22 protein-coding genes and 1 tRNA gene are annotated in these 26,084 nt (G+C 55.1%); 8 read left to right on the forward strand and 15 right to left on the reverse strand.

Annotation, left to right across the window (positions count from 1 at the left end; translation table 11 throughout):
• Nucleotide 1: 1 nt before the first annotated feature.
• Nucleotides 2-1,723: a biosynthetic-type acetolactate synthase large subunit gene (gene ilvB, locus JYG33_RS07970; protein ID WP_207875429.1), complete on the reverse strand. Its 1,722-nt coding sequence runs from the start codon at nt 1,721-1,723 to the stop codon at nt 2-4.
• A 440-nt stretch (nt 1,724-2,163) separates the two neighbouring features.
• Here ilvB and JYG33_RS07975 point away from each other — a divergent pair, with 440 nt between their 5' ends.
• Entirely contained in the window at nt 2,164-4,449 is a 2,286-nt protein-coding gene (locus JYG33_RS07975) for an FUSC family membrane protein (protein WP_207875430.1), read from the forward strand.
• 252 nt (nt 4,450-4,701) lie between these two features.
• Here the strand turns inward: JYG33_RS07975 and yaaA are convergent, their stop codons facing one another.
• The 3 genes from yaaA to JYG33_RS07990 all read right to left on the reverse strand — a co-directional run bounded on the left by yaaA (nt 4,702) and on the right by JYG33_RS07990 (nt 6,804).
• The gene (yaaA, locus tag JYG33_RS07980) at nt 4,702-5,487 is read right to left on the reverse strand and encodes a peroxide stress protein YaaA (RefSeq protein ID WP_207875431.1); all 786 of its coding nucleotides are present in this window, start codon (nt 5,485-5,487) and stop codon (nt 4,702-4,704) included.
• An 81-nt stretch (nt 5,488-5,568) separates the two neighbouring features.
• Nucleotides 5,569-6,351: a 3-hydroxybutyrate dehydrogenase gene (locus JYG33_RS07985; protein WP_207875432.1), complete on the reverse strand. Its 783-nt coding sequence runs from the start codon at nt 6,349-6,351 to the stop codon at nt 5,569-5,571.
• A 363-nt stretch (nt 6,352-6,714) separates the two neighbouring features.
• A tRNA-Ser gene (locus tag JYG33_RS07990) sits at nt 6,715-6,804 on the reverse strand.
• A 299-nt stretch (nt 6,805-7,103) separates the two neighbouring features.
• On the opposite strand from JYG33_RS07990, the gene JYG33_RS07995 reads away from it, so the two are divergent.
• Entirely contained in the window at nt 7,104-7,514 is a 411-nt protein-coding gene (locus JYG33_RS07995) for a hypothetical protein (protein WP_207875433.1), read from the forward strand.
• Between the two features lie 184 nt (nt 7,515-7,698).
• Entirely contained in the window at nt 7,699-8,004 is a 306-nt protein-coding gene (locus tag JYG33_RS08000) for a hypothetical protein (protein ID WP_207875434.1), read from the forward strand.
• An 81-nt stretch (nt 8,005-8,085) separates the two neighbouring features.
• Here JYG33_RS08000 and serS read toward each other — a convergent pair whose 3' ends face one another.
• The 4 genes from serS to JYG33_RS08020 form a co-directional block, all read right to left on the reverse strand.
• Nucleotides 8,086-9,432, reverse strand: a complete 1,347-nt coding sequence (gene serS / locus JYG33_RS08005; RefSeq protein ID WP_207875435.1) for a serine--tRNA ligase — start codon at nt 9,430-9,432, stop codon at nt 8,086-8,088.
• A gap of 143 nt (nt 9,433-9,575) precedes the next feature.
• On the reverse strand, nt 9,576-10,889 hold the full coding sequence (locus tag JYG33_RS08010; RefSeq protein ID WP_207875436.1) for a replication-associated recombination protein A: 1,314 nt from the start codon (nt 10,887-10,889) through the stop codon (nt 9,576-9,578).
• A gap of 124 nt (nt 10,890-11,013) precedes the next feature.
• Complete coding sequence (gene lolA, locus JYG33_RS08015; protein WP_207875437.1) at nt 11,014-11,640, reverse strand: outer membrane lipoprotein chaperone LolA; 627 nt, start codon at nt 11,638-11,640, stop codon at nt 11,014-11,016.
• A complete protein-coding gene (locus JYG33_RS08020) occupies nt 11,630-14,005 on the reverse strand; it encodes a DNA translocase FtsK (RefSeq protein WP_207875438.1) in 2,376 nt (791 codons plus the stop codon). Before JYG33_RS08020 ends, lolA begins: the two co-directional genes overlap by 11 nt.
• A gap of 43 nt (nt 14,006-14,048) precedes the next feature.
• Here JYG33_RS08020 and trxB point away from each other — a divergent pair, with 43 nt between their 5' ends.
• Together trxB and JYG33_RS08030 are read left to right on the forward strand one after the other, a co-directional pair.
• Nucleotides 14,049-15,005: a thioredoxin-disulfide reductase gene (gene trxB / locus JYG33_RS08025; RefSeq protein ID WP_045930262.1), complete on the forward strand. Its 957-nt coding sequence runs from the start codon at nt 14,049-14,051 to the stop codon at nt 15,003-15,005.
• The gene (locus JYG33_RS08030) at nt 14,992-15,759 is read left to right on the forward strand and encodes a Smr/MutS family protein (RefSeq protein WP_207875439.1); all 768 of its coding nucleotides are present in this window, start codon (nt 14,992-14,994) and stop codon (nt 15,757-15,759) included. The genes trxB and JYG33_RS08030 overlap by 14 nt, the downstream gene beginning before the upstream one ends.
• A 251-nt stretch (nt 15,760-16,010) precedes the next feature.
• Here the strand turns inward: JYG33_RS08030 and JYG33_RS08035 are convergent, their stop codons facing one another.
• From JYG33_RS08035 to JYG33_RS08050, 4 genes are all read right to left on the reverse strand, one after another.
• The gene (locus tag JYG33_RS08035) at nt 16,011-16,337 is read right to left on the reverse strand and encodes a tetratricopeptide repeat protein (RefSeq protein WP_207875440.1); all 327 of its coding nucleotides are present in this window, start codon (nt 16,335-16,337) and stop codon (nt 16,011-16,013) included.
• Between the two features lie 209 nt (nt 16,338-16,546).
• Nucleotides 16,547-17,593 carry a peptidase M29 gene (locus JYG33_RS08040; protein ID WP_207875441.1) on the reverse strand — a complete coding sequence of 349 codons (1,047 nt, stop codon included), beginning with the start codon at nt 17,591-17,593 and terminating at the stop codon, nt 16,547-16,549.
• Between the two features lie 72 nt (nt 17,594-17,665).
• A complete protein-coding gene (locus JYG33_RS08045; protein WP_222666885.1) occupies nt 17,666-18,997 on the reverse strand; it encodes an MFS transporter in 1,332 nt (443 codons plus the stop codon).
• Between the two features lie 63 nt (nt 18,998-19,060).
• Nucleotides 19,061-19,558: a flavin reductase family protein gene (locus JYG33_RS08050; protein WP_207875442.1), complete on the reverse strand. Its 498-nt coding sequence runs from the start codon at nt 19,556-19,558 to the stop codon at nt 19,061-19,063.
• 316 nt (nt 19,559-19,874) lie between these two features.
• Between JYG33_RS08050 and JYG33_RS08055 the strand changes: the two genes are divergently transcribed.
• Both JYG33_RS08055 and JYG33_RS08060 read left to right on the forward strand, forming a co-directional pair.
• Nucleotides 19,875-20,180 (forward strand): Dabb family protein, encoded by a 306-nt coding sequence (locus JYG33_RS08055; RefSeq protein WP_207875443.1) that lies wholly within the window; start codon nt 19,875-19,877, stop codon nt 20,178-20,180.
• Between the two features lie 147 nt (nt 20,181-20,327).
• Nucleotides 20,328-21,224: a PaaX family transcriptional regulator C-terminal domain-containing protein gene (locus tag JYG33_RS08060; RefSeq protein ID WP_207875444.1), complete on the forward strand. Its 897-nt coding sequence runs from the start codon at nt 20,328-20,330 to the stop codon at nt 21,222-21,224.
• Between the two features lie 14 nt (nt 21,225-21,238).
• Here the strand turns inward: JYG33_RS08060 and JYG33_RS08065 are convergent, their stop codons facing one another.
• The 3 genes from JYG33_RS08065 to icd all read right to left on the reverse strand — a co-directional run bounded on the left by JYG33_RS08065 (nt 21,239) and on the right by icd (nt 25,378).
• Complete coding sequence (locus tag JYG33_RS08065) at nt 21,239-22,573, reverse strand: carboxylesterase family protein (RefSeq protein ID WP_207875445.1); 1,335 nt, start codon at nt 22,571-22,573, stop codon at nt 21,239-21,241.
• A gap of 3 nt (nt 22,574-22,576) precedes the next feature.
• A complete protein-coding gene (locus JYG33_RS08070; RefSeq protein WP_207875446.1) occupies nt 22,577-23,812 on the reverse strand; it encodes an acyl-CoA dehydrogenase in 1,236 nt (411 codons plus the stop codon).
• A 309-nt stretch (nt 23,813-24,121) separates the two neighbouring features.
• Entirely contained in the window at nt 24,122-25,378 is a 1,257-nt protein-coding gene (gene icd, locus JYG33_RS08075) for an NADP-dependent isocitrate dehydrogenase (RefSeq protein ID WP_153230705.1), read from the reverse strand.
• A gap of 266 nt (nt 25,379-25,644) precedes the next feature.
• Here icd and JYG33_RS08080 point away from each other — a divergent pair, with 266 nt between their 5' ends.
• Nucleotides 25,645-26,073, forward strand: a complete 429-nt coding sequence (locus JYG33_RS08080) for a DUF1841 family protein (protein WP_207875447.1) — start codon at nt 25,645-25,647, stop codon at nt 26,071-26,073.
• Nucleotides 26,074-26,084: the final 11 nt, after the last annotated feature.

Consider the following 26,084-nt stretch of genomic DNA (forward strand, 5'->3'; position numbering starts at 1 on the left):
CTTACAGATCGTCCGGGCCCAAGAGCATTTCTGTCAGGCCGCGGCCTGCTTTCACCATCGGGAACACGTTTTCGGTTTGGTCCGTGATGAAGTTCAGAAATACCAGGCGGTCTTTGTGCGTGGTGAAGGCTTCGCGAATAGCGGGGACCACATCGGCTGGCTTGTCGATCTCCAGACCCACGTGACCATAGCTTTCCACCAGTTTGACAAAGTCAGGCAGCGCATCCACATAGGACTCGGAATAACGCGAGCCGTAGTCGATTTGCTGCCACTGGCGCACCATGCCCAAATAACGATTGTTCAGGCAAAGAACCTTGGGGCTCAAGCGGTACTGTTTGCACGTAGACAGTTCCTGGATGTTCATCTGGATGGAGCCTTCACCGGTGATGACGGCAACGTCCTGGCCAGGGTTGGCCATTTGCACACCCATTGCGTAAGGCAAGCCCACGCCCATCGTGCCCAGGCCACCGGAATTGATCCAGCGACGAGGCTTATTGAATTTGTAGTACTGTGCCGCCCACATCTGGTGCTGGCCCACATCGGAAGTCACGAAGGCGTTGCCGCCGGTCACTTCCCACAGGGATTCCACCACGTATTGCGGCTTGATCAGCTCGTCCGACTTGGTATAGACCAAGGAGTTCTTGCCACGCCAGACGTTGATCTGCTTCCACCAGTCGTTCAACGAAGGCTGGTTCTGCGATTCCTGACGGCTTTGCGCATACAGCTCATTGAACTCGACCAGCACGTCCTTGACGCAGCCCACGATAGGCACATCAACTTTCACGCGCTTGGAAATAACGGAAGGATCAATATCAATATGAATGATCTTGCGTGGATTCTGGCTGAAGTGACGGGTATTACCAATCACACGGTCATCGAAACGGGCACCCACTGCGATCAGGACATCACAGTTTTGCATGGTCATATTGGCTTCGTAGGTCCCGTGCATGCCAGGCATACCAATATATTGGTCTGCCGTGCCGGGATACGCACCCAAGCCCATCAAGGTTGTTGTGCAAGGCGCACCACTTAACTTGACCAGTTCGCTGAGCTCGTTTTCAGCATTACCCAGCACCACACCACCACCGACATAAATCAGCGGGCGCTCGGCGCTATTGAGAATCTGAACGGCTTTCTTGATTTGCCCCTGGTGGCCTTTGGTCACAGGCGCGTAAGAGCGCATCTTGACCTCGCCACGCTTGGGCGTGTATTTGCACGTTGCGGTCGTAATATCTTTGGGGATATCAATCAGCACAGGACCGGGACGGCCTGTGGTGGCAATGAAAAATGCCTTGCGAATGGTATCGGCCAAATCACGAACATCGCGCACCAGAAAGTTGTGCTTGACGCAAGGACGGGTGATACCGATGGCATCACATTCCTGGAAAGCATCTTCACCAATTGCCTGGGTGCTGACCTGCCCACTGATGATGACCATCGGAATGGAGTCCAGGTAAGCGGTCGCAATACCGGTGACGGCATTGGTGACGCCCGGGCCACTGGTTACCAGTGCCACGCCAACTTTTTGGGATGAACGGGAGTAGGCATCCGCCGCATGAACAGCAGCCTGTTCATGGCGCACGAGAATGTGCTGGAAGCGGTCCTGCTTGAAGATTGCGTCGTAGATATAGAGAACGGCACCACCCGGATAACCGAAAACGTGTTCCACGCCTTCGTCCGCGAGCGTGCGCACAACAATATCTGCGCCATTTAATTCAGACATGAGTTTTCCTTTCAGTCTTGCTCTGCAATATCGACCGACCACGACGGTCCGAGCTTGAACCGATGTCAGCAACATGATCTGGCGCTTCATGGCCCACAGGACCACACCACCCAGACACATTACCGTCCGGCCTGCACTCTTCGACACTCAGTGCGTGCATACAAAAACGTATGCGTTAGCTTGAAACGGAAGTCCTGGCATCCCACGCTTGTGACGCGGCCAGCAACAAAGTTTATAGGCGCAAAAAACCGGGCGGATGGCCCGGTTAACAGTGCCTCGCTACAATTTGCTCGGATAAGGAGCAAAAACACCTAGTTACTTTACCTTGACTGCTCAAAGCGAGCAACTGTGATTGTTGGTAAAGTGCAAAAAAACAGGCTTAAAGCTTGCATACGTAAAACGATATACTGTCTACCTATGACGAGCTGTCCGGGTATTTTATGGCATCGCCCATCCCACAATTAAAACAATTCCTGTATAGCCACTATTTTTTCGGTGGACTGCGCCAGTCCATCGGTGTGCTTTTGCCGGTCATTATTTTGGGCCGCTTCTTTGGTCACTATGACATTGGCGTCATTGCGTCCATGGGCGCCACCTGCGTTGCCATCATTGACCAGCCCGGCGGCCCGCGCCGCTACCGCAACAATGAAATGCTGGGCGGTATTGCCCTGGGCACTGTCACCGTCGGCCTGACGGGGCTGGCCTCCAGCTCTCCCCTGCTGCTGGTTCTGTGCGTCCCGTTTCTGTGCTTTCTGTACAGCATGTTCTCCGTCTTTGGCCGTCGTGGCGGGCTGATCGGCTTTGCCGCCCTGCTGCTGATGACCTTGACGATGCGCTTTCCCATGCAGCCGCACGAGGTCCTGGCGCACACGCTGTATTCCTTTGGCGGCGGGCTGTCCTATTACCTGTTCAGCACCCTGTTCAGACGTCTGTTCTGGTATCGGGAAGAACGACAGACTCTGGCAGTGGCGTTGTTCGCAACCGCTGAATACATGGAAGCCCGTGCCCAGTTCTACGACTCCACCTCGGACCTGGATACCTGCTACCGACGCCTGATCAATCTGCAGTCCAATATGACCGAGAAACACCAGGCTGCCCGGGATATGGTGCTACGTGAACTGCCCCGTGGATACGGGCGTGGGGATCATCACCGCCGCGCTTTGCTGACGATCTTTTTAAATATGGTCAGCATTCTGGATTCCCTGGTCGCTACCTATACGGACTACACCGTGCTGCGTCGCCAACTGGTCGAGAGCGACTTCATGATCTTTGCCCGTGATGGCTTGTACAAGCTGTCCCTGGACATTGGTCGCGTTGCCATGAATGTCTCGCGCAGCAACAGTACAAAACGCCGCTCCAGCGTCAAAGCAGAAATCCGCGCCATGGAATATGAACTGGAGAAGTACAAACGCCAGGGCATGTCGCAAACCGACCCGGAAACCTATGCGCTGCTGGTTCAAGTAGTGCGCCGCCTGCGAAACCTGAACCGTATTGTGGACAATATGGCCAGCCTGTCCCACCGCGCCAGTCAGAATCTGCCGGTAGACCAATACCTGAATAAATCGCTAAGCCGCATGCTGTCGCGCGAAGAGTTGCGCCTGGGTATGTTGACAAGCAACCTGAAGCGCAAGTCCTCGCACTTTCGCTATGCCGCACGCGTCAGTATTGCTTCCATGGTGGCACTGGGTGTAGGCGGGCTGAGTGCCCACTTTCAAAATGAATTGGGCTTGGTCAGCGCCCTGACTGCTCACAGTTACTGGATCATCCTGACCATTCTGGTAATCATGAAGCCGGGCTTTGCAATCACACGTCAGCGCAATGGCTGGCGTTTGTTTGGCACTGTGCTGGGCTGCGCGGCGGCCTTCCTGCTGCTGAAGCTGACCGATAACCGCGAACTGTATCTGATTGCCATGCTGCTGGCCTACTTGCTGGGTAACAGTCTGGTTCAGCTTAATTTCTTGCTGTCCGCCCTGTTCAACACGATCTTCGTGATCCTGTCCTTCCAGTTCCTGTCTACTGGTGGTTCCTTCATTATTGGCGAGCGTCTGATTGATACGCTGATTGGCTGCGGTATCGCGATGGCCGCCAGTTACTTGCTGCCCAATTGGGAGTCCAGTGCCATGACGGGCCTGGCTCGTGCCGCTTTGGCAGCCAACCAGGAATTCTGGCGCGCTGGTATGGAGTTTGCCCGCCTGAGCCGACTCCACAACCAGATCATCAAGACCAGCAAAGACGGCGAATCCACCATGACAGATGCCCAGAAGGAGCAAGTGGATCTGGACTTGATGGAAGCGGATACCGCCTGGCAAGTGGCGAACAAGAACGTGCATATTGCCTTCAGCAACTTTGCCTCGGCCTTTTATCGCATGATGGATGAGCCAGTCAGCCGTCAGGCCAATGTGTCTTTGCTGAATAATCTGCTGATTCAGAACCATGTACTGGCTTCGCAAATCAGTGCCGCCGCTCCCTTGCTGGCGAACCTGAGTCAAATTCCGCCAGGCATCCAGAACTCACTGGATGCCATTGGAGCCCTGATCAACGACAAAGACGCCGAGCCACCTGCCTCGATTGAAACCGAAGGTGAGTTGGCCATGCTGGCCTACCCGATTCGTCAAATGAGCAAGGCTGCCCAACTGATACGGCAGGATATGAGAGGCCTGGAATATAGCGCTGGCCCGCAACTGCCGCCTGAGCGCAAGCAGGAACTGAAGCAGCAAGAGGCTTGATAAGCCTATCCTGAAACAAAATAAACTCGCCATTAGATCCACAGCATTCAGCATTCAGCACTCAGCACTCAGCACTCAGCACTCAGCACTCAGCACTCAGCACTAAAGCATAGGGCGCCAGGCCCTCTAACCGAGAAATAAAAAAGGCAAGGCGCAATACATGCCCTTGCCTTTTTTCATCAAAACCACAAGACCGCAGACCAGCTAAAAACAGCAGTATCTGCGGCCCATGACATCAAACCAAAACGTCTATCACGCCTTGGCGTCCTGCTCAGAGCGACGGAACACCAGCTTGTCCTCGCTAGACAGCTCTGGCTGGAATACATACCCTTCGCGATCAAACGCCTTCAAGCCTTCAACCGTCTGAATCCGCTTGTCGATTACAAAGCGCGCCATCAAACCACGGGCTTTTTTGGCATAGAAACTGATAATTTTCCAGACGCCATTTTTCTCGTCCTGGAACACGCACTGCACCACACGGGCGCGCAGGGCTTTCTGATCTACCGCCTTGAAGTATTCTTCCGAAGCCAGATTCAACACAACAGGCTTGGCCTCGCCTTCCTGACGCTCGTTCAGATAGTTGGCAATGCGGCTACCCCAGTAAGCGTACAAATTCGCCCCACCGGGGTTCTTCAAGCGAGTCCCCATTTCCAGACGGTAAGGACGCATGAGATCCAACGGACGCAATGCCCCGTACAAGCCGCTAAGAATCACAATGTGATCCTGAATCCACTTCAGCTCCTTATCCGACAAATCAGTGGCTGCCATGCCTTCATAGACATCGCCATTGAACGCCAGAATGGCCTGCCGCGCATTGGAGCGGTCAAATTTGGGCTCCCATTCCTGGTAGCGCTGCACATTCAGGCGCGCCAGATCGTCGCTCAGCTTCATCAAGCCTGCAATATCCTGCTCGGACTGAGTGCGCAAAATATCAATCAAGCCTTGCGCCTGCTCCACAAACAGAGGCTGAGTTTCCAGTTCCGTGCGTACAGGGGAATCGTAATCCAGCTTTTTCGCTGGCGAGAGCAATAACAACATGCGCCTACATCCTTTCTATCCAAACAGATAAAGGGCCAAGCCCTTTATCTGTTTCATCTACAAAACATGCTCTGACAGCAATTAACGAGCCGTCCAGCCACCATCCAGACTTAGCGTCGTACCCGTCATTTGATCGGCAGCGGGAGACGACAAGAACACAGCAGCACCACCCAATTGCTCAGGAGTCACAAACTGCAGAGACGGCTGTTTCTCGGCCAGCAACTCGCGAGCGGCAGCTTCAATATCAATGCCTTTTTGCTGACTGATGGCTTCAATCTGTTTTTCTACCAAAGGCGTACGTACCCAGCCTGGGCAGATTGCATTGCAAGTAATACCCTTGCCCGCATTTTCCAGCGCCGTCACCTTGGTCAGACCCACAACGCCGTGCTTGGCAGCTACATAAGCCGATTTATTCACCGATGCCACCAGGCCATGAGCCGAAGCGATATTGATGATGCGCCCCCAACCCTGCTTTTGCATGATGGGCAAGGCAGCGGCTGTGCCGTGGAAAACAGCCGACAGGTTCAGGGCAATGATGGCGTTCCATTTATCAACCGGGAACTCTTCAATGGGTGCGGTGTACTGAATACCTGCGTTATTGACCAGAATATCCAGACCACCCAAAGCTTCTGCCGCCTTGGCAACAAAGTCACGGGTCGCCTGTGCATCGCTCAAGTCTGCATTCAGATAATAGGCTTTGACACCAAACTTGGACTCCAGCGTGCTGCGCTCGCGTTCGATATCTTCAGGCTGACCAAAACCGTTGATCACCACATCTGCACCTGCTTTTGCCAATTCGGTGGCCATGGCCAGACCGATACCACTGGTCGATCCTGTTACGACCGCTTTTTTACCTTTCAGCATAGATACCTCGTGAGTATTGACAACAGAGAACTGAAACCCCAAGTGTACTCGCCGCCCCGCACTGCCGGGAAATGCAAGGAGCTACTTTTGTCCGGGATCATGAAGGTTTGCCAAGTAAGGCGAAACTGTCTTGAGTGGAATTCAGCAGCATTACCTACCGTGGTCCTGGGTCACACTGAAAAAAGCCTGGATCAGACAGGCATAACAGGCCAAGCATCCATAATCAGAAGCCGCAGGCGCTTTCACCTTAACGCGCTTATATGACAAAACAGCACACCCGGACACAGGGATGTAGATGGGGCAAGGAACCCTAGCAGAAAACAAAAAAGCCCTTGAATAATCAAGGGCTTTTAAAATTCCAGGTGGCGGACAGGGTGGGATTCGAACCCACGGTACGCTTGCACGTACGCCTGATTTCGAGTCAGGTACATTCGACCACTCTGCCACCTGTCCGCGATTGCTTATATGGTTACAAGCAAGCCCATAAATATAGATGAAAGAACACACTTTGACAAGCACTAAAGACGCATAGCACTTCCTGTTGATGCGGCTATTTTGTGATGAACTCACCCCTTCAGCCCAAAGAATTCTTTTCAATCAGGGGTTTACCCTCCATTTTGGCCTATTTCGCTTGTTCGCCCTGTTTCGCAAGCCTATATTGGAAGCACACATTAACGCATCGCAGCCCTGCCCTTTTTGGGCAGTCCTTGTAATTCCAGTGCAGCTTACTGGACTTGATAAAAGGAATTGTCATGCAAACCTTCCAATGGATTATCGACGCCAACGGCGACGGCATATACAGCCTGAACGAGATTCTCCAGACGCTACGCTGGGCTTTTCGTGTACCAGGCAGCCTGGTAGTTGAGACCCTGGGCTCTATCCCGGTCCTGTCTGATGTATTACGCATCCAGGCCTCTGATGCGACGGGTTACGCTTCACTGCGAGGTGGACTGGTCAGTATCCTGTCGCTGTTCTTCTGGGCCGGACTCTGTCTCTGGTTTTTGGAAGTCAACTCCAAGCCACGTGCAGAGCCTCCACAGCGCAACGCACGCCACACGCCACACCTGAACAAGCAACTGGATTCCGTGCACGGTCGACAGCTACACGCCAACTACAACCGTCGTCCTATCCGCCATCGTCAGGTTGAACGTCATACCTTCTAAATCCATCCATGCGCCTCCCCTGTCCCATCAGGCCGGGGGAAACATGTGTTAAGAAAGGTAAACCCCTGGCATAGCTCATACGAGCCATGTTGCGTTTGGAAGTGCTTTGCCAGGATTACCTAACGTTTGGGCTACATGTTTTGGGCAACAATCGCTGCAGCTAGAGTCACGAGAGGTGCAGCATATGAAAAAGCTACTATTAGCCGGTTTGATGGTCTTGGGCACCAGCACTGCTTACGCTGGTGGTGTGAATGTCGACATTAATGTGGGCATTCCTGGCATTGGGTACGGGCCTATCTACTATCCTCCGGCACAAATTATTGAACGCCCGGTTTACGTGGCCCCGCCACCGGTGGTGTACCACCCTCCACGGTATGTCTATCGTCCCGGCTACGTGGAATATGGTCGCTCCAACAAGGAATGGCGCAAAGAGCAGCGACGCGCTCACAAGCGCTGGCGTAAGCACCGGGATCGCGACTGGGATGACTGATCAATCTGTAGTAATTCGACAATGAAAAATGGCTGAGGACCATGACGGTCATCAGCCATTTTTTGCATTCAGCCAGTCGCTTTACTGCGCAGGCACCAGACGCTCCAGACCGCCCATATAAGGACGCAGGGCTTTAGGCACAATCACGCTGCCATCTTCTTGCTGATGGTTTTCCAGCACGGCAACCAGGGCACGACCTACGGCCAGACCCGAACCATTCAGCGTGTGCACAAACTCGGGGCGTGCTTTGCTGTCAGCACGGAAACGCGCTTGCAGACGACGGGCCTGGAAAGCCTCGCAGTTCGATACCGAGGAAATCTCGCGGAAGGTATCCTGAGCAGGCAACCACACTTCCAAATCGTAGGTTTTAGCGGCGGAAAAGCCCATATCGCCGGTACACAACTGCACCACGCGGTATGGCAGCTCCAGAGCCTGCAAAACGTGCTCGGCGTGGCCGACCATGGACTCCAGCGCTTCATAGGATTGTTCAGGGTGAACGATCTGAACCATTTCCACTTTGTCGAACTGGTGTTGACGGATCACACCACGCGTATCGCGGCCACCGCTGCCCGCTTCCGAACGGAAACAAGGCGAATGAGCTGTCAAGCGCATAGGCAGGGCATCACCGGCCAGAATCTCGTCGCGCACCATCCCTGTCAGACTGATCTCGGAGGTGGAGATCAGGTACAGATCTTCTGGCTTGGATTCGGCGGGATCAGCAGATTCGTTTTCCTGACCGCCCTTGGTCACCCAGAACATATCGTCCTTGAACTTGGGCAACTGGCCCGTACCGTACAAGGTAGACGCGTTCACGATGTAAGGGGTGTAGCACTCGGTGTAGCCGTGCTCTTCCACCTGGGTGTCCAGCATGAACTGGGCCAGAGCACGGTGAAGACGAGCCAGAGGGCCACGCAGAACCATGAAACGGGCGCCAGCCAACTTGCGGGCTGCTTCAAAATCCAGGCCAAACTGTTCGCCCAGATCCACGTGGTCACGCGGCTCAAAGGTGATGTGCGCAGGCTTGCCCTGATCATCTTTAGGACCGGGAATCCAGCGGCGCACTTCGACGTTATCCTCTTCGGACTCGCCCACTGGCACGCTTTCGTGCGGCAAGTTAGGGATGGTGGCGAACCAGGAAGACAGCTCGGACTGCACTTGCGACAAATCCTGCTCCAACTGCTTCAGGCGCACGGGAATTTGCTGGGATTGAGCCAATGCCTCGCTGGCGTCTTCGCCCTTGGACTTGAGCTGACCGATGCGTTTGGCCAGTGCATTGCGCTCGGCCTGCAAGGTTTCAGTTTCCACCTGCACTGCCTTGCGGCGGGCTTCCAACTGCTGGAAACGCTCGGTGTCAAATTGCACGCCACGTTTCGCCAAGCCCTGTACCAGCGGCTCCAAGTCTTTGCGTAATTGGTTCAGATCTAACATTTAATAGCCATATAGGTGATGGTTCAATCCCGATTGATCTGGTGATTTTAACCACAAGCCACTGCAAGCGCAGCACGGCACAAACAGTGGAGACAGATCGGGAAATACGGGGGGTGACAGGCCAAGCATCGGCCTGCCCTGTCTTAGGTATCTTTTTTACCGGCCTGCTCGTCCAGTTGGCGCAAGCGGTCCATTTTTTCAGCAATCTTGATTTCCAGGCCACGCGGCACAGGCTGATACCAATGCGGATCGGGAATCCCGTCTGGCAAATAGGTCTCACCAGCGGCGTAGGCATTGGGCTCATCATGGGCATAGCGATACGCATGACCGTGGCCCAGCTCTTTCATCAGCTTGGTTGGGGCGTTACGCAAATGCACGGGTACTTCGCGGCTTTTATCCTGTTTCACAAAGGCTCGGGCCTGGTTGTACGCCATATAGCCAGCATTACTCTTGGCAGCTATCGCCAGATAAATCACGGCCTGCCCTAAGGCCAGCTCGCCCTCCGGGCTACCCAGGCGCTCGAAGGTCAAGGCGGCGTCGTTAGCAATTTGCATGGCACGCGGGTCGGCGAGACCAATATCTTCCCAAGCCATACGAATGATACGGCGCGACAAATAGCGGGCATCCGCTCCGCCATCCAGCATGCGAGTCAGCCAATACAAGGCGGCGTCCGGGTTGGAGCCACGCACCGATTTATGCAGGGCAGAAATCTGGTCGTAGAAATTATCGCCCCCCTTGTCAAAACGCCTGGAATTCAAAGTCAGCGCATTTTGTAGAAAATCGGTGGTGACGAGTGCCGTTCCCGAAGTCTTGGCAGCGGTATTGGTTTGCTCCAACAGATTCAGAAAGCGACGTGCGTCTCCATCGGCATAGCCCACCAGGGTTTCAACGGCTTGATCCTCAAACTCCAAGCCTTCCAGGGCGTTTTGCTCTTGTACGCGGCGCAGCAACAGCTTTAGCTCGTCGTCCGTCAGGGACTTGAGCACATAGACCTGCGCCCGGGACAGCAAGGCGGAATTCACCTCGAAAGACGGGTTTTCCGTTGTGGCACCAATAAAAGTCACCAGCCCGCTTTCTGCGTACGGCAAGAGCGCATCCTGCTGGGACTTGTTGAACCGATGAATCTCATCCACAAACAGGATGGTGTGCTTGCCCATGGCCAGGTTCTGCTGAGCCTGCTCCATGGCCGCACGAATATCTTTCACGCCCGAAAACACAGCAGACAAGGCGATGAACTCGCACTCGAAGGCGCTGGCTGTCAGCCGTGCCAAGGTGGTTTTACCCACGCCGGGTGGCCCCCAGAAAATCATGGAGTGCGGTTTACCAGACTGGAAAGCCAAACGTAGTGGCTTGCCCTCGCCCAGCAAATGAGACTGCCCCACCACCTGATCCAGGGTCTTGGGGCGCAAGGCTTCGGCTAAAGGTGCGGAGGGTTCTTGAGCGAACAAATCACGCATGGCGATCGCCCTTCCTAAAATGGCAAGACCTGGCCAAACGAGCCAGGTCTGTATTGAAAACTTGATTTGCTGGAGTCAGCAAGAGGCTGACCCCGGCTATCTCTGCGCAAGAACTGATTGCGCCTCAAGGCATGGAGACAACATCAACCCCGGCAGGTGCCTTGAAGGTAAAAGTGCCCAAGGTAATACGGGGATTAGGGTCCAGATTGGTGAAGTCGATATAGGTCGTTTGCCCAAACGAATCCTGCAATTCCAGACGACGCGGCTCACGGCCCTTGAAGCCGATATCCACGTAAGAGAAACCTGCATCGCTTTGCAAAGGCGTTGCCCGTATCCACTCCAACCCGTCTCGTGCATCTTGCTCAACCAGACGGAAGGACTCTTCCAGATTGCCCGTACCAAACAGGATCGCCGCAGGCGAAGCGCCGATGGATTGATCCACACCGCGCTCGGTGACTTGAGCCAGATCCGGGTCGTATTGATAAAGAACCTTGCCGTCCGACACGATCAACTGCTCATAAGGCCGTTGCACATGCCATTTGAACTGGCCGGGGCGCTGAAACACGAATTGCCCGGATTGCGGTGCCCCTTTGGACTGACCATTGCTGTCAACCGTACGCTGGGAGAACTCTCCCTTGGCAGCGCTCACATCCTGCACAAACGAGCGCAATTGTTCGCTGGCCGACGCGGCCATGGTCAAGGCAGGTGTAGCGGCCAGCAACATGCTGGCCAGTAGTGTCTTAATCTTCATCTTTGGCACCTCCTGCGGGGACCAGAATTTCGCGGTTACCGTTAGGCTGCATAGCCGATACCAGACCGGCCTGCTCCATTTGTTCCAGCAGTCGGGCTGCCCGGTTGTAACCGATACGCAAATGACGCTGCACCGAGGAAATCGAGGCGCGACGATTCTTGATAATGACCTGAACAGCCTGGTCGTACAGCGGGTCTGCTTCAGCATCTGCCATGCCGGTAACCGGGTTGACGCCATCAGCCGATTCGCCTTCGATAGCACCTTCCAGCAGGCCTTCAATGTAATCAGGCTCGCCGTGTTCTTTCAGGTGCTCGACCACGCGATGAACTTCCTCATCGCTGACAAAAGCGCCATGCACACGTTTGGGCAAGCCTGTACCGGGAGGCAGATAAAGCATATCGCCCATGCCCAGCAAGGTTTCCGCCCCCATCTGATCCAGAATGGTGCGCGAGTCGATCTTGGAGGACACCTGGAAAGCGATACGGGTCGGAATGTTCGCCTTGATCAGACCCGTAATTACGTCCACGCTAGGACGCTGCGTAGCCAGAATCAGGTGAATACCAGCCGCACGGGCCTTCTGGGCCAAACGGGCAATCAACTCTTCGATCTTCTTGCCCTGCACCATCATCAGGTCGGCCAGCTCGTCAATAATGACAACGATCATGGGCAGAACGGACAGTGGCTCGGGAGCATCCGGCGTCAAGGAGAAAGGATTGGGGATAGGCTCATCACGCTTTTGCGCTTCGCGTATCTTGGCGTTGTAACCGGCCAGATTGCGCACACCCAGCTTGCTCATCAAGCGGTAGCGTTTTTCCATTTCGGCCACACACCAGTTCAAGGCGTTGGACGCCAGACGCATGTCCGTGACCACCGGTGCCAGCAAATGAGGGATGCCTTCATAGACACTCATTTCCAGCATCTTGGGGTCGATCAGGATCAGGCGCACATCGGCCGGGTCTGCCTTGTAGAGCAGCGACAGAATCATGGCGTTGATCCCCACCGACTTACCGGAACCAGTGGTACCAGCGACCAGCAGGTGAGGCATTTTGGCCAAATCCGCCACCACAGGCTTACCCGCAATGTCCTTGCCCAAAGCCATGGTCAGTAAGGAGGCGCTGCTGTGATAAGTCTGGGAGCCAACGATCTCCTCCAGGCGCACCATTTGGCGGCGGGGATTAGGCAGTTCCAGACCCATCAGGTTCTTACCGGGAATCGTCTCGACCACACGAATGCTGACCAGACTCAAGGCACGGGCCAGGTCTTTAGCCAGATTCACGATCTGGCTACCTTTGACACCCGTAGCTGGCTCGATCTCGTAACGCGTAATCACAGGACCGGCCTGAGCCGCCACCACCGTTACAGCAACACCGAAGTCGGACAATTTCTTTTCAATCAGGCGCGAGGTGAATTCAATCGTTTCCTGCGACACGGTCTCTACATTGTCTGTAGCCGGGTCCAGCAAGGATAAAGGAGGCAAATCGCCCGCCTCTCCTGCCTGACGCGGTGCCTTGAATAGCGTCTGTTGCTTTTCTTTCTCGACACGCTCGGACTTGGGCACAGCCACAAAAGCCGGTTCGATACGCACCGGCTGCTCGTGAACCAGTTGTTCCTGTTTGGCCACCACGCTTTCTGTACGCTCGGCACGTTTGACCTCGCCCACACGGCGATCCTGACGGGCCGACCACAACGTCATCACGCGGCGAATCGCCCCCTCGATGAAACCACCCAGGCGTTCAGCCAGCGTCAGCCAGGAGAAACCGAAGAACAAACTGGCTCCACCGGCGAGCAGTCCCATCAGCACCAACGTGGCGCCACCAAAACCTATGGAAGTTACTAATAGTTGCGATAATAATTGGCCTAACTGCCCGCCAGCTCCCGCTGGGAGCTGCCATTGCTGGCCCAGATCTTTAAAAAACAGCGATTCCAGGCCCATGCTGCCCAGAAACAAAAAGAAAAAGCCTATGCCAATTTCCCAACGCACCCGAGGCAGAACGTCCTCGTTTTTGGTGCTGGGCAGCAACAAGGCCGTCAGACGATAAAAACCCACGGCGACGCGCTGTACCAGCAGCACCACCCAGAGCCAGGCCGTCAGACCAAATAGAAACAAGAGAAAATCGGCGATGTGGGCACCAAAAATGCCCCCGCCGTTTTGGATCAGCCCCGAATGCACGGAATGCGACCAGCCGGGATCGCCCGGGTCCCAGGTCGCCAGTACCAGACCAAGCCAGGCCGCCAGGGCAGCGAAGATAATCCACCGTGCTTCGCGCAGCAGTCCTGTCAGGCGCTGCTGCAGGGCAGAAGGCCCATTGCGCACATTTTTGGATGACCGGGACGAACGAGGGGATGTTGCAGGTATTCTTGCCATGGACTCATTATAATTGGAGATCGTCTTTTTCGGATTTTCTGTGATGTCGACTACTAAGCACGCAAAAGTACTCATTCTGGGCTCAGGCCCGGCCGGCTATACCGCAGCGATCTACGCAGCCCGCGCCAACCTCAACCCCGTCTTGGTCACTGGCATGGAGCAAGGTGGCCAACTGATGACCACCACGGATGTAGATAACTGGCCAGCCGATGCCCAAGGTGTCCAGGGACCTGATCTTATGGCACGTTTCCAGGCTCATGCGGAACGATTCGAAACAGAATTAATCTTTGACATGGTGTCTTCGGTTGATCTGTCCACCCGCCCCCTGACCCTGAATGGGGATAGTGGCACAGTCTACACCTGCGATTCGCTGATTATTGCGACAGGCGCCTCGGCTCAGTACCTGGGTCTGCCAACAGAGCAGGAATTCATGGGCCGTGGTGTGTCCGGCTGCGCGACGTGTGACGGTTTCTTCTACAAGAACCAGGACGTGGCCGTGGTCGGTGGTGGCAATACCGCCGTGGAAGAAGCCCTGTACCTGTCCAATATTTGCAAGACTGTGACGCTGATTCACCGTCGCGACACCTTCCGCTCCGAGCCCATCCTGACTGACAAGCTGATGGATCGCGTCCAGAACGGCAATATCCGCCTGAAACTGCACAGCGAATTGCAAGAAGTGCTGGGTGACGCCTCTGGCGTGACCGGTGTGCGCATCGTCAACAACCAGACCCAGGCCACGGAAGATTTAGCCGTGACCGGCGCGTTTATCGCCATCGGCCACAAGCCCAACACCGGAATCTTTGAAGGCAAGCTGGATATGCACGACGGCTACATCACAACTCGTAGCGGTCTGAAAGGCATGGCCACCATGACTTCCGTTCCTGGCGTGTTCGCAGCAGGCGACGTGCAAGACAATATCTACCGTCAGGCCATCACCAGCGCAGCCAGCGGTTGCATGGCTGCGCTGGACGCACAGCGCTGGTTGGATGAAAACAAGTAAGCCCAAAGCAGTAGGCCGTAGCCTGGCAGACCTGAAGAAGTTGCAAGGTCAGGTCCGCCAGGATCTCAATCCGCCCGCTGCCCCCGCCCGTCCCCAAGCTCGCAAGCGTCCCCGCCCGCCAGACCCCGGTGGCAAGCCAGCCAAACAGGCTCCTGCCAGCAACGCCGCAGCGACCGAAGACCCTGTTTCTTTATTGGACCCCAGCGATAGAGCCTGGCTACGCCAGTCCATGCGCGATGTCGCTCCTTTAAAAAAACGTGGCCAAACCACGGTGATGAGCCGCCCGGCAGCCAGCCCGGAACAGTTGGAACAACGCCGTCGCCACGCCGTGGGTGCGCCCATCAATGCGCCTGCCCTGCCGCAAGCCTCGGATCAGTATGTCAGCGTGCAAGGCGAAACCAACGATCTCCGACACCTGCGCCCCGGCTGTGGCACTGATGTGTTGCGTGACCTGGAGCGCAACCGTTGGCCGATTGAGTCCAGCCTGGACTTGCACGGTTCCGATCTGGAACAGGCCCGCGAACGCCTGGATAATTTTCTACGCTCCTGTCTGGAGCATGGTGTGCGCTGTGTACGCATTGTCCATGGCACGGGCTACGGCTCGCGCAATGGCGAACCGGTCTTGCGTCATGCCGTGCGTCGCTGGTTGACCCAGTTGCCCAGCGTTCTGGCTTATATGGAATGCGCACCCAATGAGGGTGGGCAAGGTGCCGTCAAGCTGGTGCTGCAAGCCATGTCTGAACCCAGTGTTTGATTTTTTTCATTAGGTACAGACGTAAAAAAGGCCAGCTTTCGCTGGCCTTTTTTTTGTTGTTGTTATGTTGTACTGCCTATTGCTTTTATAATAGTGACCGTTTTATTTCGGTCTTTATTGCCCAGCTTTGCGGGGCTATGTCTCCTCACCTGCATGAAACGTATTGTGCCCCATTTATAAAGCTGTCACACTTAGGGAATGCACTGATACCCGCATGGTAAGAAAACGTCAGATGCAGCAGACACAGCCCATTACGCGGCTGACTCGCCCAAAGCCTTCACGGCACGCTTCAAAAACACCTGCATTTCTTTCTCTGCCTGTTTATCGCCCTGCTCCTGGGCAATCTCCAAACCCTGCTCCAGAATTTCCTTGGCCTGTTTGAATTGCTCCAGGTTCACCAGCACCCGGCCCAACAGCTTCCAGGCAGCGGTGTAACGCGGATTCATTTCCACGGCTTTAGACAAATGCTCGCGAGCCGCTTCCAGATCGCCTTCACCCATACATGCATTACCCAGACCAAAGCGCAGCAAGGCATTATCCTTGCCTGCAGCCAGTAGTTTTTCCAATCCTTCGCGCATAATCCGTACCCTTGAAAACGAAGCGAGGCTTGATCATGCTGCTCTCACACAAAACCACGCAGCGACAAGCCTGAACAGCTTGATGACTATTGAACGGTATAGCCATAAACCATTGAGCTTGGTTTTGTACCACGGAATATCAAAGGGCGGCCTCAGCAGGCCAGGCTCTGTAGGCCCATTCCCCTGCTGTTGCCATCCGTGCCGGGGTTTCAGGCCAGATCGCCCTGCAATACACCTTTGCTGACCACTTCCCGGCCATCCAGGCTGACCGTGCAATTGCGCATTGGATAGTCAAAGTGGCAATCGGAGAAACGGCCTGCCGCAGGATTCGCACCGGTCGAAAAGAGGAAGTTGCCTGCAAAGGCGCGCAGTTCTGTGCCATTGGTATCGCGCTTGTCATACATGGCCAAGGAATCCCAACGAGCTGCCGGTGCCATGCCCCAGCCTACGTGGCTGACCGCATAAGCATCTTTATCATTCCAGCTTGCATAGTAAGAGCGGATCAAATCAGCATCCACGCCCTTGCCCTCAATGGCTACAACGTAATCATTTTCGATACGCAGCGTGACAGCCGATTCCAGATAGCGCTTGAAGGTCAGATTCACATCCCCACTATCCAGCACCAAGGTGCCATTTACACTGCCATTGCTGGGATAGCAAATGCACAAGCCAGCAGGCCAATAACCAAAGCTGCCCGGTTTATCCGCAATACCCGCGCTACCACGGCCAATCACACCCGCCAAGCTGACCGTCAAATCTGTACCGGCCTCGGAATGAATGTGCATGACGCTGGCATCCGTAATCAGCTTGCCGCCAATATCGCATTTGCCTTGCAGGTAGGGACTGGGTTTGACCCGCTCCAGAATCTCGGGATGTTCGTCGCTGATCATCATGATGCGGGCACCTTTGGCCAGCAGTGCCGCACGTTCAGGCGAATGCAGCAGCCCCTCTACCGTGCAGTCCACAATAAACTGGCTCCCTGCCAAAGCCTGAACAATCGGGTCCATGCCTTCCAGAGCCAGAGAAGTCCCGGTAGAGCGCAAAGCGATATTGCTTTTCAAACGTGGGGAGACCAGTTTGACATGGCATACCCGTGCACCCATTTGCGTCAGGGCCAACTCGGCCAGCTCGGCCAGTACCGAGCGCGATTGCGTCTCGGACAGCACCACCGCCATTTCGCCGGGCTGCACCTTGCACAGTCCAAACACCTCTACAAAGTCAGCAATCCACTTGCCTTCAATATGTTCACGCAACATCTCACTACTCCTTGAAAACTCAAAAAGGCGCTGCGCGGCTATTCCAGCCAGGCAGCGCCCGTATCTATCGTCTTAGTCGTGCAGATCCTTACCCTTGGTCTCGGGTGAGGCAATGGTGGCCCACAAAGCCAGGACACACAGACCAATCAAGTACCAGTCAAAGACCTGCTTTTGATTGATGGAGTGCAGCCAAGCTTGCAGATAGGGAGCCGTCCCACCCGTCAAAGCCCCGGCGACCGAATACGGCAAGCCCATGGCGACCGCACGAATACGGGTCGGAAACTGCTCGGGGAAAAAGGCGGGCATGATGGCGGTGGGTGCCGAGATCAAGAGCATGCCGCCTGCCATGAACACCACCAGACGCCAGATCTCGCCTTGGCCGCCTGTCAGCACCATCGTCAGCGGAATAATGCTGATGATTGAGCCGATGGAAAAAAAGTACCAGTTCGCCTTGCGTCCAAAACGATCTGAAAACGCTCCCCAGAAAATCAGGCACAAGATCAGGAACAGATTGGCTCCCACCCCCACCCACATCACCTTGGCGGCAGGCATGCCCAGAGAAGTAATGGCAAAGGTAGGGGCCATAATTGCCCACACGTAATACAACACCGTGCCGCCTGCTGATAAGGCAAAAACCCGCAAGCAAGCACTACGGTATTTCCAGACCTCGGCCCAGAACACGCGCGCACCAGGACGTGCCGTTTTGCCCGACGCTTTCGCTGCAGCCTGACGGGCTTTGAACATGGGGGTTTCATCCAGCTTTCTGCGCAGATACAGCGCATATACCCCCAAGGCACCACCCAGGACAAAAGGAACTCGCCAGGCCCAGGCCCGGACTACATCCTCGCCCAGCATGCTGGTCAGGCAGGCACTGAGCAGAACGGCGGCCAGCACCCCTATCGTGACAAAGACAAAAACGGATGAGGACCACAGCCCACGCTTGTGAGCGGGCGCCATTTCGGTGACATAGGTAAAGGAAGAAACCACCTCCCCGCCGTGACCAATCCCTTGCAGCAAACGCCCCATCAACAAGAACAGAGCGGCAATCGGGCCAACCATGTCATAAGTAGGTGCAATACCAATCACCAGACTGCCCAGGGCTGTCACCAGCATGGACAAGGTCATGGTGAAACGTCGCCCTTTGCGGTCCGCCAGCCAGCCAAAAAAGATGCCTCCCAGCGGGCGCATGAAAAAGCCCACGGCAAACACCGCCAGCGTGCCCAGCAAGGCTGCCAGCGGGTCCTCACTATGAAAAAACTGCTTGGCAAAATAGGCGGCAAAAATCGAATACGCCGTCCAGTCGTACCACTCCAGGGCGTTACCCGCCCCAACCCCCAAAATAACGCGTCGACGCTGCGCAGCAGTCATGGGCTGCTCGCGCAAAGATGATGTATGTGCGTCCAAGAGATGTCCCCTTCACTGTGGTTTTATTTATTACGTTTTGTTTTTTGTTTTTGATCCGGCGGCCTAGGCCACCAACTGCGTGAAACGAGAACGATGAAAGATCAATGGCGAGATTTCGCGTTCGATCTGCACATCGTGAATAAGCAACTGCACGGCATCATGGTCCCCGGCTGGATGCACCTGAAACACGCTGCAATCGAACCAGACAGATGCCCCTTGTAGATGGACGGCGCCCTCCTCGGTCAACTCGACCTCGATATCGCTAAAGCGGCTGTCCTTGTCAGGCCCAGCCAACTGGCGGCAAATGGCCGCATGCTCAGCACTCAAAATAGATACCCCCAGACGCGAGGCGCGTGACAGCAACGCCCAGGTCGAGGAACTTTTCTGCACAAAAAAGGCGGCCAAGGGTGGATCCAGCGACACCCCTACGGAAAAACTGGACGCAACAATGACTTGCGGCTTGCCATCGAGCACCGCCGCAATAGCAGCCACCCCTGATGGAAAGTGTCCGAAGGCTTCGCGTACCGCCCTGGCTCCCAACCCAATACTGTTTTCTTTCATGACGATGCCTCTGCTCGGACGTTAAAAATTCAAAACCCAACAATGAGGCGAGCCTGATTTCACCCTGCTCGCTTGGCCTCAATTTTGTTTCGATCGTCATTTATTTGCAATAAGAAAATTAGTAATCAACACCATTTTCTGATTATTTTAGGTGTTAACCCTGTGAAAATTCGTCGTTTTAAAAGCTATAGGCCTATACAATTCATCTAAAAATTATTGCGCATTAAGTTCTGTCATTATTTATTTGCAATAAAATATCGAATCAACAAATGCCCGAGCCATGACAACAAGACCTATCCCCAACGAGAAGGACAGCATGTATCTACATATCGTTTTGATGGCACCCCACGCCCCTGTCAGCCCGGAGCTGGCACCCAAGCTGGATCACGCCTTTATCCGCATACGCCAGGAGTGTCCAGGCATAGAGCGCTTTGAGTGGGTGCCGAATTTGTCGCGCAGCTCTGCGCGCTACAGCCATGCCCTGCTGTCTGTATTCCGCACTCAGGAAGCTCTGGATGCTTACAGAGAGAGCGATGCTCATCAGGCCATGCTGGATGCCATCGCCCCACATATTCAGGACATCGTGGTGTTGGACAGCGTGCTGGAGGAAAACCTGCCCTGAAAGGCCATGCCGCAGTCCTGTCGTACAAGACGTAACAAGCCTCGAATGCGGCCACGCTAGCGCCGCCGGGGCACGCACGGTAAAATGGCCCGCTACAAACCTACTATCAAAAATGGGTAGCGATCAGCCCCTCCACCGGAAAACAGAATGAAAGCAAGCGTCGCGATTGATGAGTTCATCGCCAGCCGAGACCATGGCGAGCACGAGCAACTTGCCCCGCACCACTACATTCTGACGCTCTACGGCCTGTTCGCCCGTCCCACGGGTGTCATCATCCCCGTCGCCAGCGTAGTGCAACTACTGGCTGATCTGGGCGCAGAGCCATCCAGTGTCCGATCCGCCATTTCCCGATTGAAGAAAAAAGGCGTGCTGGTCAGCCAGCAAGCAGCATCAGGCAAAGGCTATGCCTTGGCTGATGAGCTGGAACCGCATATGCAAGCCGGGGACGAGCGGATTTTTTCTTCGCCCTCCATGAACATTCGCGACCCCTGGCTGCTGGTATCTTTCTCCGTTCCTGAAAGCGAGCGCCAGAACCGTCACAAGATTCGTACCGGCTTGGCCCGCATGGGTTTTGGTACGGTGAATGCGGGCCTGTATATAGGCCCGGCGCGCTTGCAGGCAGAAGCTGTCGAATATATACGCGAGCACCAGCTTTGGCCCTACATCGAGCTCTTCACCTGCGAACCCAGTGGCCTGAGCGATATTCAGGAAAAGATTTCCCGCTGGTGGAATTGGGACAAGCTGGCCAATGAGTACCAGTCCTTCCTGAACTCGTATCAGCACGAGGTTGAAGTCTGGCAAACCGCTTTGCGCCAGGGCACGGGCGACCCTCTGGAAGCCTTCCGACTCTATATGCCCATGGTGACACGCTGGCGCCGACTGCCCTTTCTGGATCCTGGCCTGGCACCTGAACTATTGCCAGACAACTGGGTTGGCAATACAGCCCGCAAATTGTTTGGTGATTTGCATAGACTGCTTAGCCCTTTGTGCGCGCAACACGTGCAGCAGGCCATTCCAAACTGGAAGGCCCGCGGCACGGAATAAGCCCGCTCCTTTCGTTACGCCCCTGCAAAGCGAGCGATGTCGCCCATCAATTTCTGGGCGACACGCTCAAACTGCTCCTGCGTCACCCCCTGCATCATGGGCGCATCCTGCCAGGCCTGGAAGTTGCCAAACTGGAACGGCAAATCAAAACAATGCCCGCTGAACACCGCATCAAGCGGGCTTTGTTCCGTAAAGTCATTCCAAACCACAGAGCGCCCCGCTGCCCTCAGGCTGGCCGCATACTGCGTAGGAAAACGCTGAAACTGCAACCATGACGAGGCTGCCACAACTTGCTGATACGGCGTCAGACCCGACTCTGCTCCCTGATACACCCCATTTCGCAGCAGACTGGCAGGCAAATCTTCCACAGGCCATACACCCAAAGCCTGATCCACCTGCTCTTGCGTCGCCTGCCGGTGAAAAGGCACATCAAAAAAGAACACCGAGGACTCTTGAGCAGTACAGCGCAGATACACCGCCTGTGCATGGCAGGCTTGCGCCGCCCAGCCAGGATTCAATAAATCCGGCGGCATCCCGGCACTGGCCACAGGCAAGAATGCCGAAGGCGCATGAGCCAAACGTGGCGGCTCTTTGTCCAGGGCCATCATGCCGTGCTGCATCAAGGTATCGACATCCGCCGTCAGCCATTGATCACCCAGGCTATGTCGCACGCGTTCCGTGGTTTTTCTTTGCTGCTCGGGCGACCACGGCGTGCGTGTTCCCATGCTGAGTAAAGCCACACGATCAACCCAGCCTCGTGTGGACTCCAGCACGCTGAGCAAATGCGCATACCAACCACCTGCCGATTGCCCCATCAAGGTAATCTTGTCCGGGTCGCCTCCAAAAGCATGAATACGATCCTTCACCCATTGCAGCGCCAGGAGCAGGTCTGCTGCAGGCAAAGGCAAGTCGTCCGCTTGTGCATCACCCAAGTGCCCCAAGGCACCCAGACGGTAATTCACATTGACCACCACCATGCCCTGCGCTGCCAGGCGAGTGCCGTCATACCAATCCAAAGAAGCGCCCCCACTCACCCAAGCACCGCCGTGGATAAAGAACAGCACGGGCAGACCTTGCGCTTGGGCGGGTGCCCACACATTCAAAAAATAAGCGTCTTCAGATTGCGGATTGGCACTGCCTGCGCCCATGACCGCAGCAAGGCGGCTGGGGCGCTGCGGAAATAAAGGCACCTGATCCAGTGATGCCGCTGCCACCCGCCCCGTCGCCGTCTGCGCCACTTCAAAACGACGCGTGCCTTGGGCGTAACGCAGGCCATACCAAGCCTGCACCTCTACGCCATCGGCACGACAACGACGCGAGGGAGCATTGATCAGCAATGTCGCCGTCATGGCTTAGAGCTTGTTGGAAATATAAGGTGTGCCAGTCATGCCATTACCGTGCAGCTCATACCCCATAGGCGCGGTAATCGAGGCATGGCGAGTACCTGTATTAATGTCCCGCCACATACGGCCCAGCAGACTGTTTTCCGCGAAGGAGGCCGTGCCATGCAACCAGCACAGATTGTTCACCGCATCCACCAGTTCGTGTCCAGCATGACCGATCCCGGCGCGATGGCGGGCGCGCAACTCCAAGGGCATGGGCACTGTGCCAGAGGCAGCAGCATCAACCTGTGCAGCAGCACGCTCCAGCAGTAAACGGGCACCATCAATCTGGATACTGGCTGTGCCCAGGTTCTGCACAAACGCCCCCGAGTCCGACTGCTTCTTGTAATGGGTATAAGTAATGCCGCGCTTGCCACTAACCCCACTGGTGAAATCCACGGCGGCTTGAGCGGCCCCCAACGATGGTGCTTGGATGCAGGTCGACATGGTCAGGTGTGGCGTCAAACGACGACCAAACGTGGCCGAGGGATCTTGCTCCTGCACATCACCCATCAGTTGCTGAAACGTGATCAGGCGCTCTTTGGGTACCCACAGGTTTTCAGCCACCATGGTGTTGGAACCCGAACCGCGCATGCCGATGGTGTACCAGGTGTCCTGAATTTCAAACTCATCACGACGCATCAGCACAAAGCCTACGGTAGGCTCGACCAGCTCGCTTTCCTTGATGAACAGAATCCCCAGCGCCCAGTCCGAGTGGTTGCTGTTCGAGGCAAAAGGCCACTTGCCCGTAATGCGCCAGCCATCGCCGTCCGGCGTTGCCGTGCCTTGCGGCTGGGCAAAAATGGATGCGGCACGGATAGGGCCATCTGCAAACACCTCATCCAGCATGACATCGCTAAAGCGGTTGGCCAGCATGACCGAACCATTCGAGATCACCACACACCAGGCGGCCGCCGGATCGTAATAGCCCACGGCGCTGGCGCACTGCAAGAGCATGTCCGCCCCACCCTCGTAACCGCCGTAGCGCTTCAAGGCCGAAATGCGCCAGGCCCCGGTGGATTCCAAAGCCTGAACGGCCTCATCCGACAACATGCGATTACGGTCCGCCTGAGGGGCCAGCTCGCGTAGCAGCGGGCCGATTTCATGGATGCGCCCCAGAATCTCCTCGGTCTCCTGACGAGATGGTGCCTGGGTAACGGTGACCCGCTCGCGCTCGGCGACCAATGTAGCTCCTGTGATAGTCATAACTGCTCCTTAGAATTATTTGATATGGCAAATTTATAGCTATCGTCAATTAATCGCAATATTAATAATTATGGAAACCGTAAAAACCACTTGTTTTATTGGATTTATTCGGGTTTTCACCTATAAAAAATCATACATCCCTCTTATTTTTAATTGCATAAAACTAACGATCAACAATAATTTGAGCGTAAAATCATAAGGAAAAGACAGGAGCAGAACAGCCCACCAAAGCATGAGACGAAAAAAAACCGCCGACCCTAAGGTCGGCGGTTTCTCATGTAGAGAACCGGCTTTAACAGCCTGTTTTCATTACATGTTTTCGATCATGACATCGCCAAAGCCGGAGCAGGACACTTGAGTAGCGCCTTCCATCAGACGGGCAAAGTCATACGTCACTTTACGCGAGGTGATGGATTTTTCCATGCTGGAGATGATCAGATCAGCAGCTTCGGTCCAGCCCATGTGACGCAGCATCATTTCGGCGGACAGAATCAGCGAACCTGGGTTCACGTAGTCTTTGCCAGCGTACTTGGGAGCTGTACCGTGGGTAGCTTCGAACATGGCCACGGAGTCGGACAGGTTGGCGCCGGGGGCGATACCAATACCACCCACTTGAGCAGCCAGAGCGTCGGAGATGTAGTCGCCGTTCAGGTTCAGTGTGGCGATAACGTCGTACTCGGCAGGACGCAGCAGGATCTGTTGCAAGAAGGCGTCAGCAATCGAATCCTTGACGATGATCTCGCGACCAGTCTTGGGATTCTTGAATTTGCACCATGGGCCGCCGTCAATCAATTCAGCGCCGAATTCTTTTTGAGCCAGTTCGTAAGCCCAATCACGGAAGCCACCTTCGGTGAACTTCATGATGTTGCCCTTGTGCACGATGGTCACGGAAGAGCGATCGTTGTCGATGGCGTACTGGATGGCCTTGCGCACCAGGCGCTCGGTACCTTCGCGGGACACAGGCTTGACACCGATACCGGAGGTATTGGGAAAGCGGATCTTGTTCACGCCCAGGGTGTTTTGCAGGAAGTCGATCAGCTTCTTGGCGCTTTCGGACTCAGCAGCAAATTCGATACCAGCGTAAATGTCTTCGGAGTTCTCGCGGAAAATGACCATTTCGGTCTTTTCTGGCTCACGCACAGGCGAAGGAACACCTTTGAAGTAGCGCACTGGGCGCAGGCAGACGTACAGGTCCAGTTGCTGACGCAGGGCCACGTTCAGGGAACGGATGCCACCGCCAACGGGAGTGGTCAGAGGGCCTTTGATGGATACGACGTAGTCTTTAACGGCATCCAGAGTTTCTTCTGGCAGCCACACGTCGGAACCGTACACCTTGGTGGATTTTTCACCGGCGAACACTTCCATCCATTCGATCTTGCGCTTGCCAGCGTAAGCTTTGGCAACAGCAGCGTCGACCACTTTGATCATGACTGGCGAAATATCCACGCCCGTACCATCACCCTCGATGTAAGGAATAATGGGTTGATCGGGAACATTCAGGGAAAAATCCGCGTTAACTGTAATTTTCTGCCCCGACGCGGGGATCTTGATATGCTGATAGGACATGGATGCTCCAGTTGTGCTCCAATATTAGGGATAGCTAAACACGGAACGCTTTTGCGTTTCCGAAGTCTTATATAAGAGTTTAACTTAATTCGCGCGTATTCAGGCACCTGTAAACTCAAAGCTTGCCAAAAATCCTTGCATTCTTGACAACTTATCCATTCTACACGGCCCTGATTATGGCTTGCATCAGCCTCCCGCCCCCACAGACCAGCGTAAAATGCGTGCCGTAGATTCGCATTTTCTGACTATTTTTTCTCGACTCCACCATGTTCAACCCCTCTCGCGAGCAGGTTCGCCAATTTTTCATTGAAGCTTGGGACAAGCACCAAAGTGGTCACCTGCTGACCGCCCTGGAAACCATGGCGGTGGATCTGGTGCAACAGCACCCCGAATACCACGAAGACCTGCGCAACACCGACGCCGTCAACCAGGACTACTCGGTTGAGCAAGGGCGCAGCAATCCCTTTTTGCATTTGTCCATGCATCTGGCCATCAATGAACAGTTATCCATTGACCAACCACCGGGGATCAAGGGCGCCTATCAGCGCCTGTTGGCCAGACACGAACCGCACGCCGCCACGCACATCATCATGGAAGCGCTGGGCGAGGTGATCTGGGAGGCGCAACGTCTGGGTACACCGCTGAACAACGAGCGTTATATCGAATTGATTTTGCGCCACAGCACGCGCGACTAAGGCCGCGCACG

The sequence above is a fragment of the Alcaligenes sp. SORT26 genome, assembly GCF_017377875.1.
Taxonomy (GTDB): domain Bacteria; phylum Pseudomonadota; class Gammaproteobacteria; order Burkholderiales; family Burkholderiaceae_B; genus Alcaligenes; species Alcaligenes parafaecalis.

Excerpts from the sequence above, each read along its gene's own strand:
- ilvB (WP_207875429.1), bottom strand. The coding sequence starts at position 1,723 with ATGTCTGAATTAAATGGCGCAGATATTGTTGTGCGCACGCTCGCGGAC.
- trxB (WP_045930262.1), top strand. The coding sequence starts at position 14,049 with ATGTCGACTACTAAGCACGCAAAAGTACTCATTCTGGGCTCAGGCCCG.
- JYG33_RS07995 (WP_207875433.1), top strand. The coding sequence starts at position 7,104 with ATGCAAACCTTCCAATGGATTATCGACGCCAACGGCGACGGCATATAC.
- JYG33_RS08050 (WP_207875442.1), bottom strand. The coding sequence starts at position 19,558 with ATGAAAGAAAACAGTATTGGGTTGGGAGCCAGGGCGGTACGCGAAGCC.
- JYG33_RS08080 (WP_207875447.1), top strand. The coding sequence starts at position 25,645 with ATGTTCAACCCCTCTCGCGAGCAGGTTCGCCAATTTTTCATTGAAGCT.
- JYG33_RS08020 (WP_207875438.1), bottom strand. The coding sequence starts at position 14,005 with ATGGCAAGAATACCTGCAACATCCCCTCGTTCGTCCCGGTCATCCAAA.
- serS (WP_207875435.1), bottom strand. The coding sequence starts at position 9,432 with ATGTTAGATCTGAACCAATTACGCAAAGACTTGGAGCCGCTGGTACAG.
- JYG33_RS08040 (WP_207875441.1), bottom strand. The coding sequence starts at position 17,593 with ATGTTGCGTGAACATATTGAAGGCAAGTGGATTGCTGACTTTGTAGAG.
- JYG33_RS08055 (WP_207875443.1), top strand. The coding sequence starts at position 19,875 with ATGTATCTACATATCGTTTTGATGGCACCCCACGCCCCTGTCAGCCCG.
- JYG33_RS08010 (WP_207875436.1), bottom strand. The coding sequence starts at position 10,889 with ATGCGTGATTTGTTCGCTCAAGAACCCTCCGCACCTTTAGCCGAAGCC.
- JYG33_RS08060 (WP_207875444.1), top strand. The coding sequence starts at position 20,328 with ATGAAAGCAAGCGTCGCGATTGATGAGTTCATCGCCAGCCGAGACCAT.
- JYG33_RS07985 (WP_207875432.1), bottom strand. The coding sequence starts at position 6,351 with ATGCTGAAAGGTAAAAAAGCGGTCGTAACAGGATCGACCAGTGGTATC.
- JYG33_RS08065 (WP_207875445.1), bottom strand. The coding sequence starts at position 22,573 with ATGACGGCGACATTGCTGATCAATGCTCCCTCGCGTCGTTGTCGTGCC.
- JYG33_RS08035 (WP_207875440.1), bottom strand. The coding sequence starts at position 16,337 with ATGCGCGAAGGATTGGAAAAACTACTGGCTGCAGGCAAGGATAATGCC.
- JYG33_RS07975 (WP_207875430.1), top strand. The coding sequence starts at position 2,164 with ATGGCATCGCCCATCCCACAATTAAAACAATTCCTGTATAGCCACTAT.
- JYG33_RS08030 (WP_207875439.1), top strand. The coding sequence starts at position 14,992 with ATGAAAACAAGTAAGCCCAAAGCAGTAGGCCGTAGCCTGGCAGACCTG.
- JYG33_RS08070 (WP_207875446.1), bottom strand. The coding sequence starts at position 23,812 with ATGACTATCACAGGAGCTACATTGGTCGCCGAGCGCGAGCGGGTCACC.
- yaaA (WP_207875431.1), bottom strand. The coding sequence starts at position 5,487 with ATGTTGTTATTGCTCTCGCCAGCGAAAAAGCTGGATTACGATTCCCCT.
- icd (WP_153230705.1), bottom strand. The coding sequence starts at position 25,378 with ATGTCCTATCAGCATATCAAGATCCCCGCGTCGGGGCAGAAAATTACA.
- lolA (WP_207875437.1), bottom strand. The coding sequence starts at position 11,640 with ATGAAGATTAAGACACTACTGGCCAGCATGTTGCTGGCCGCTACACCT.
- JYG33_RS08000 (WP_207875434.1), top strand. The coding sequence starts at position 7,699 with ATGAAAAAGCTACTATTAGCCGGTTTGATGGTCTTGGGCACCAGCACT.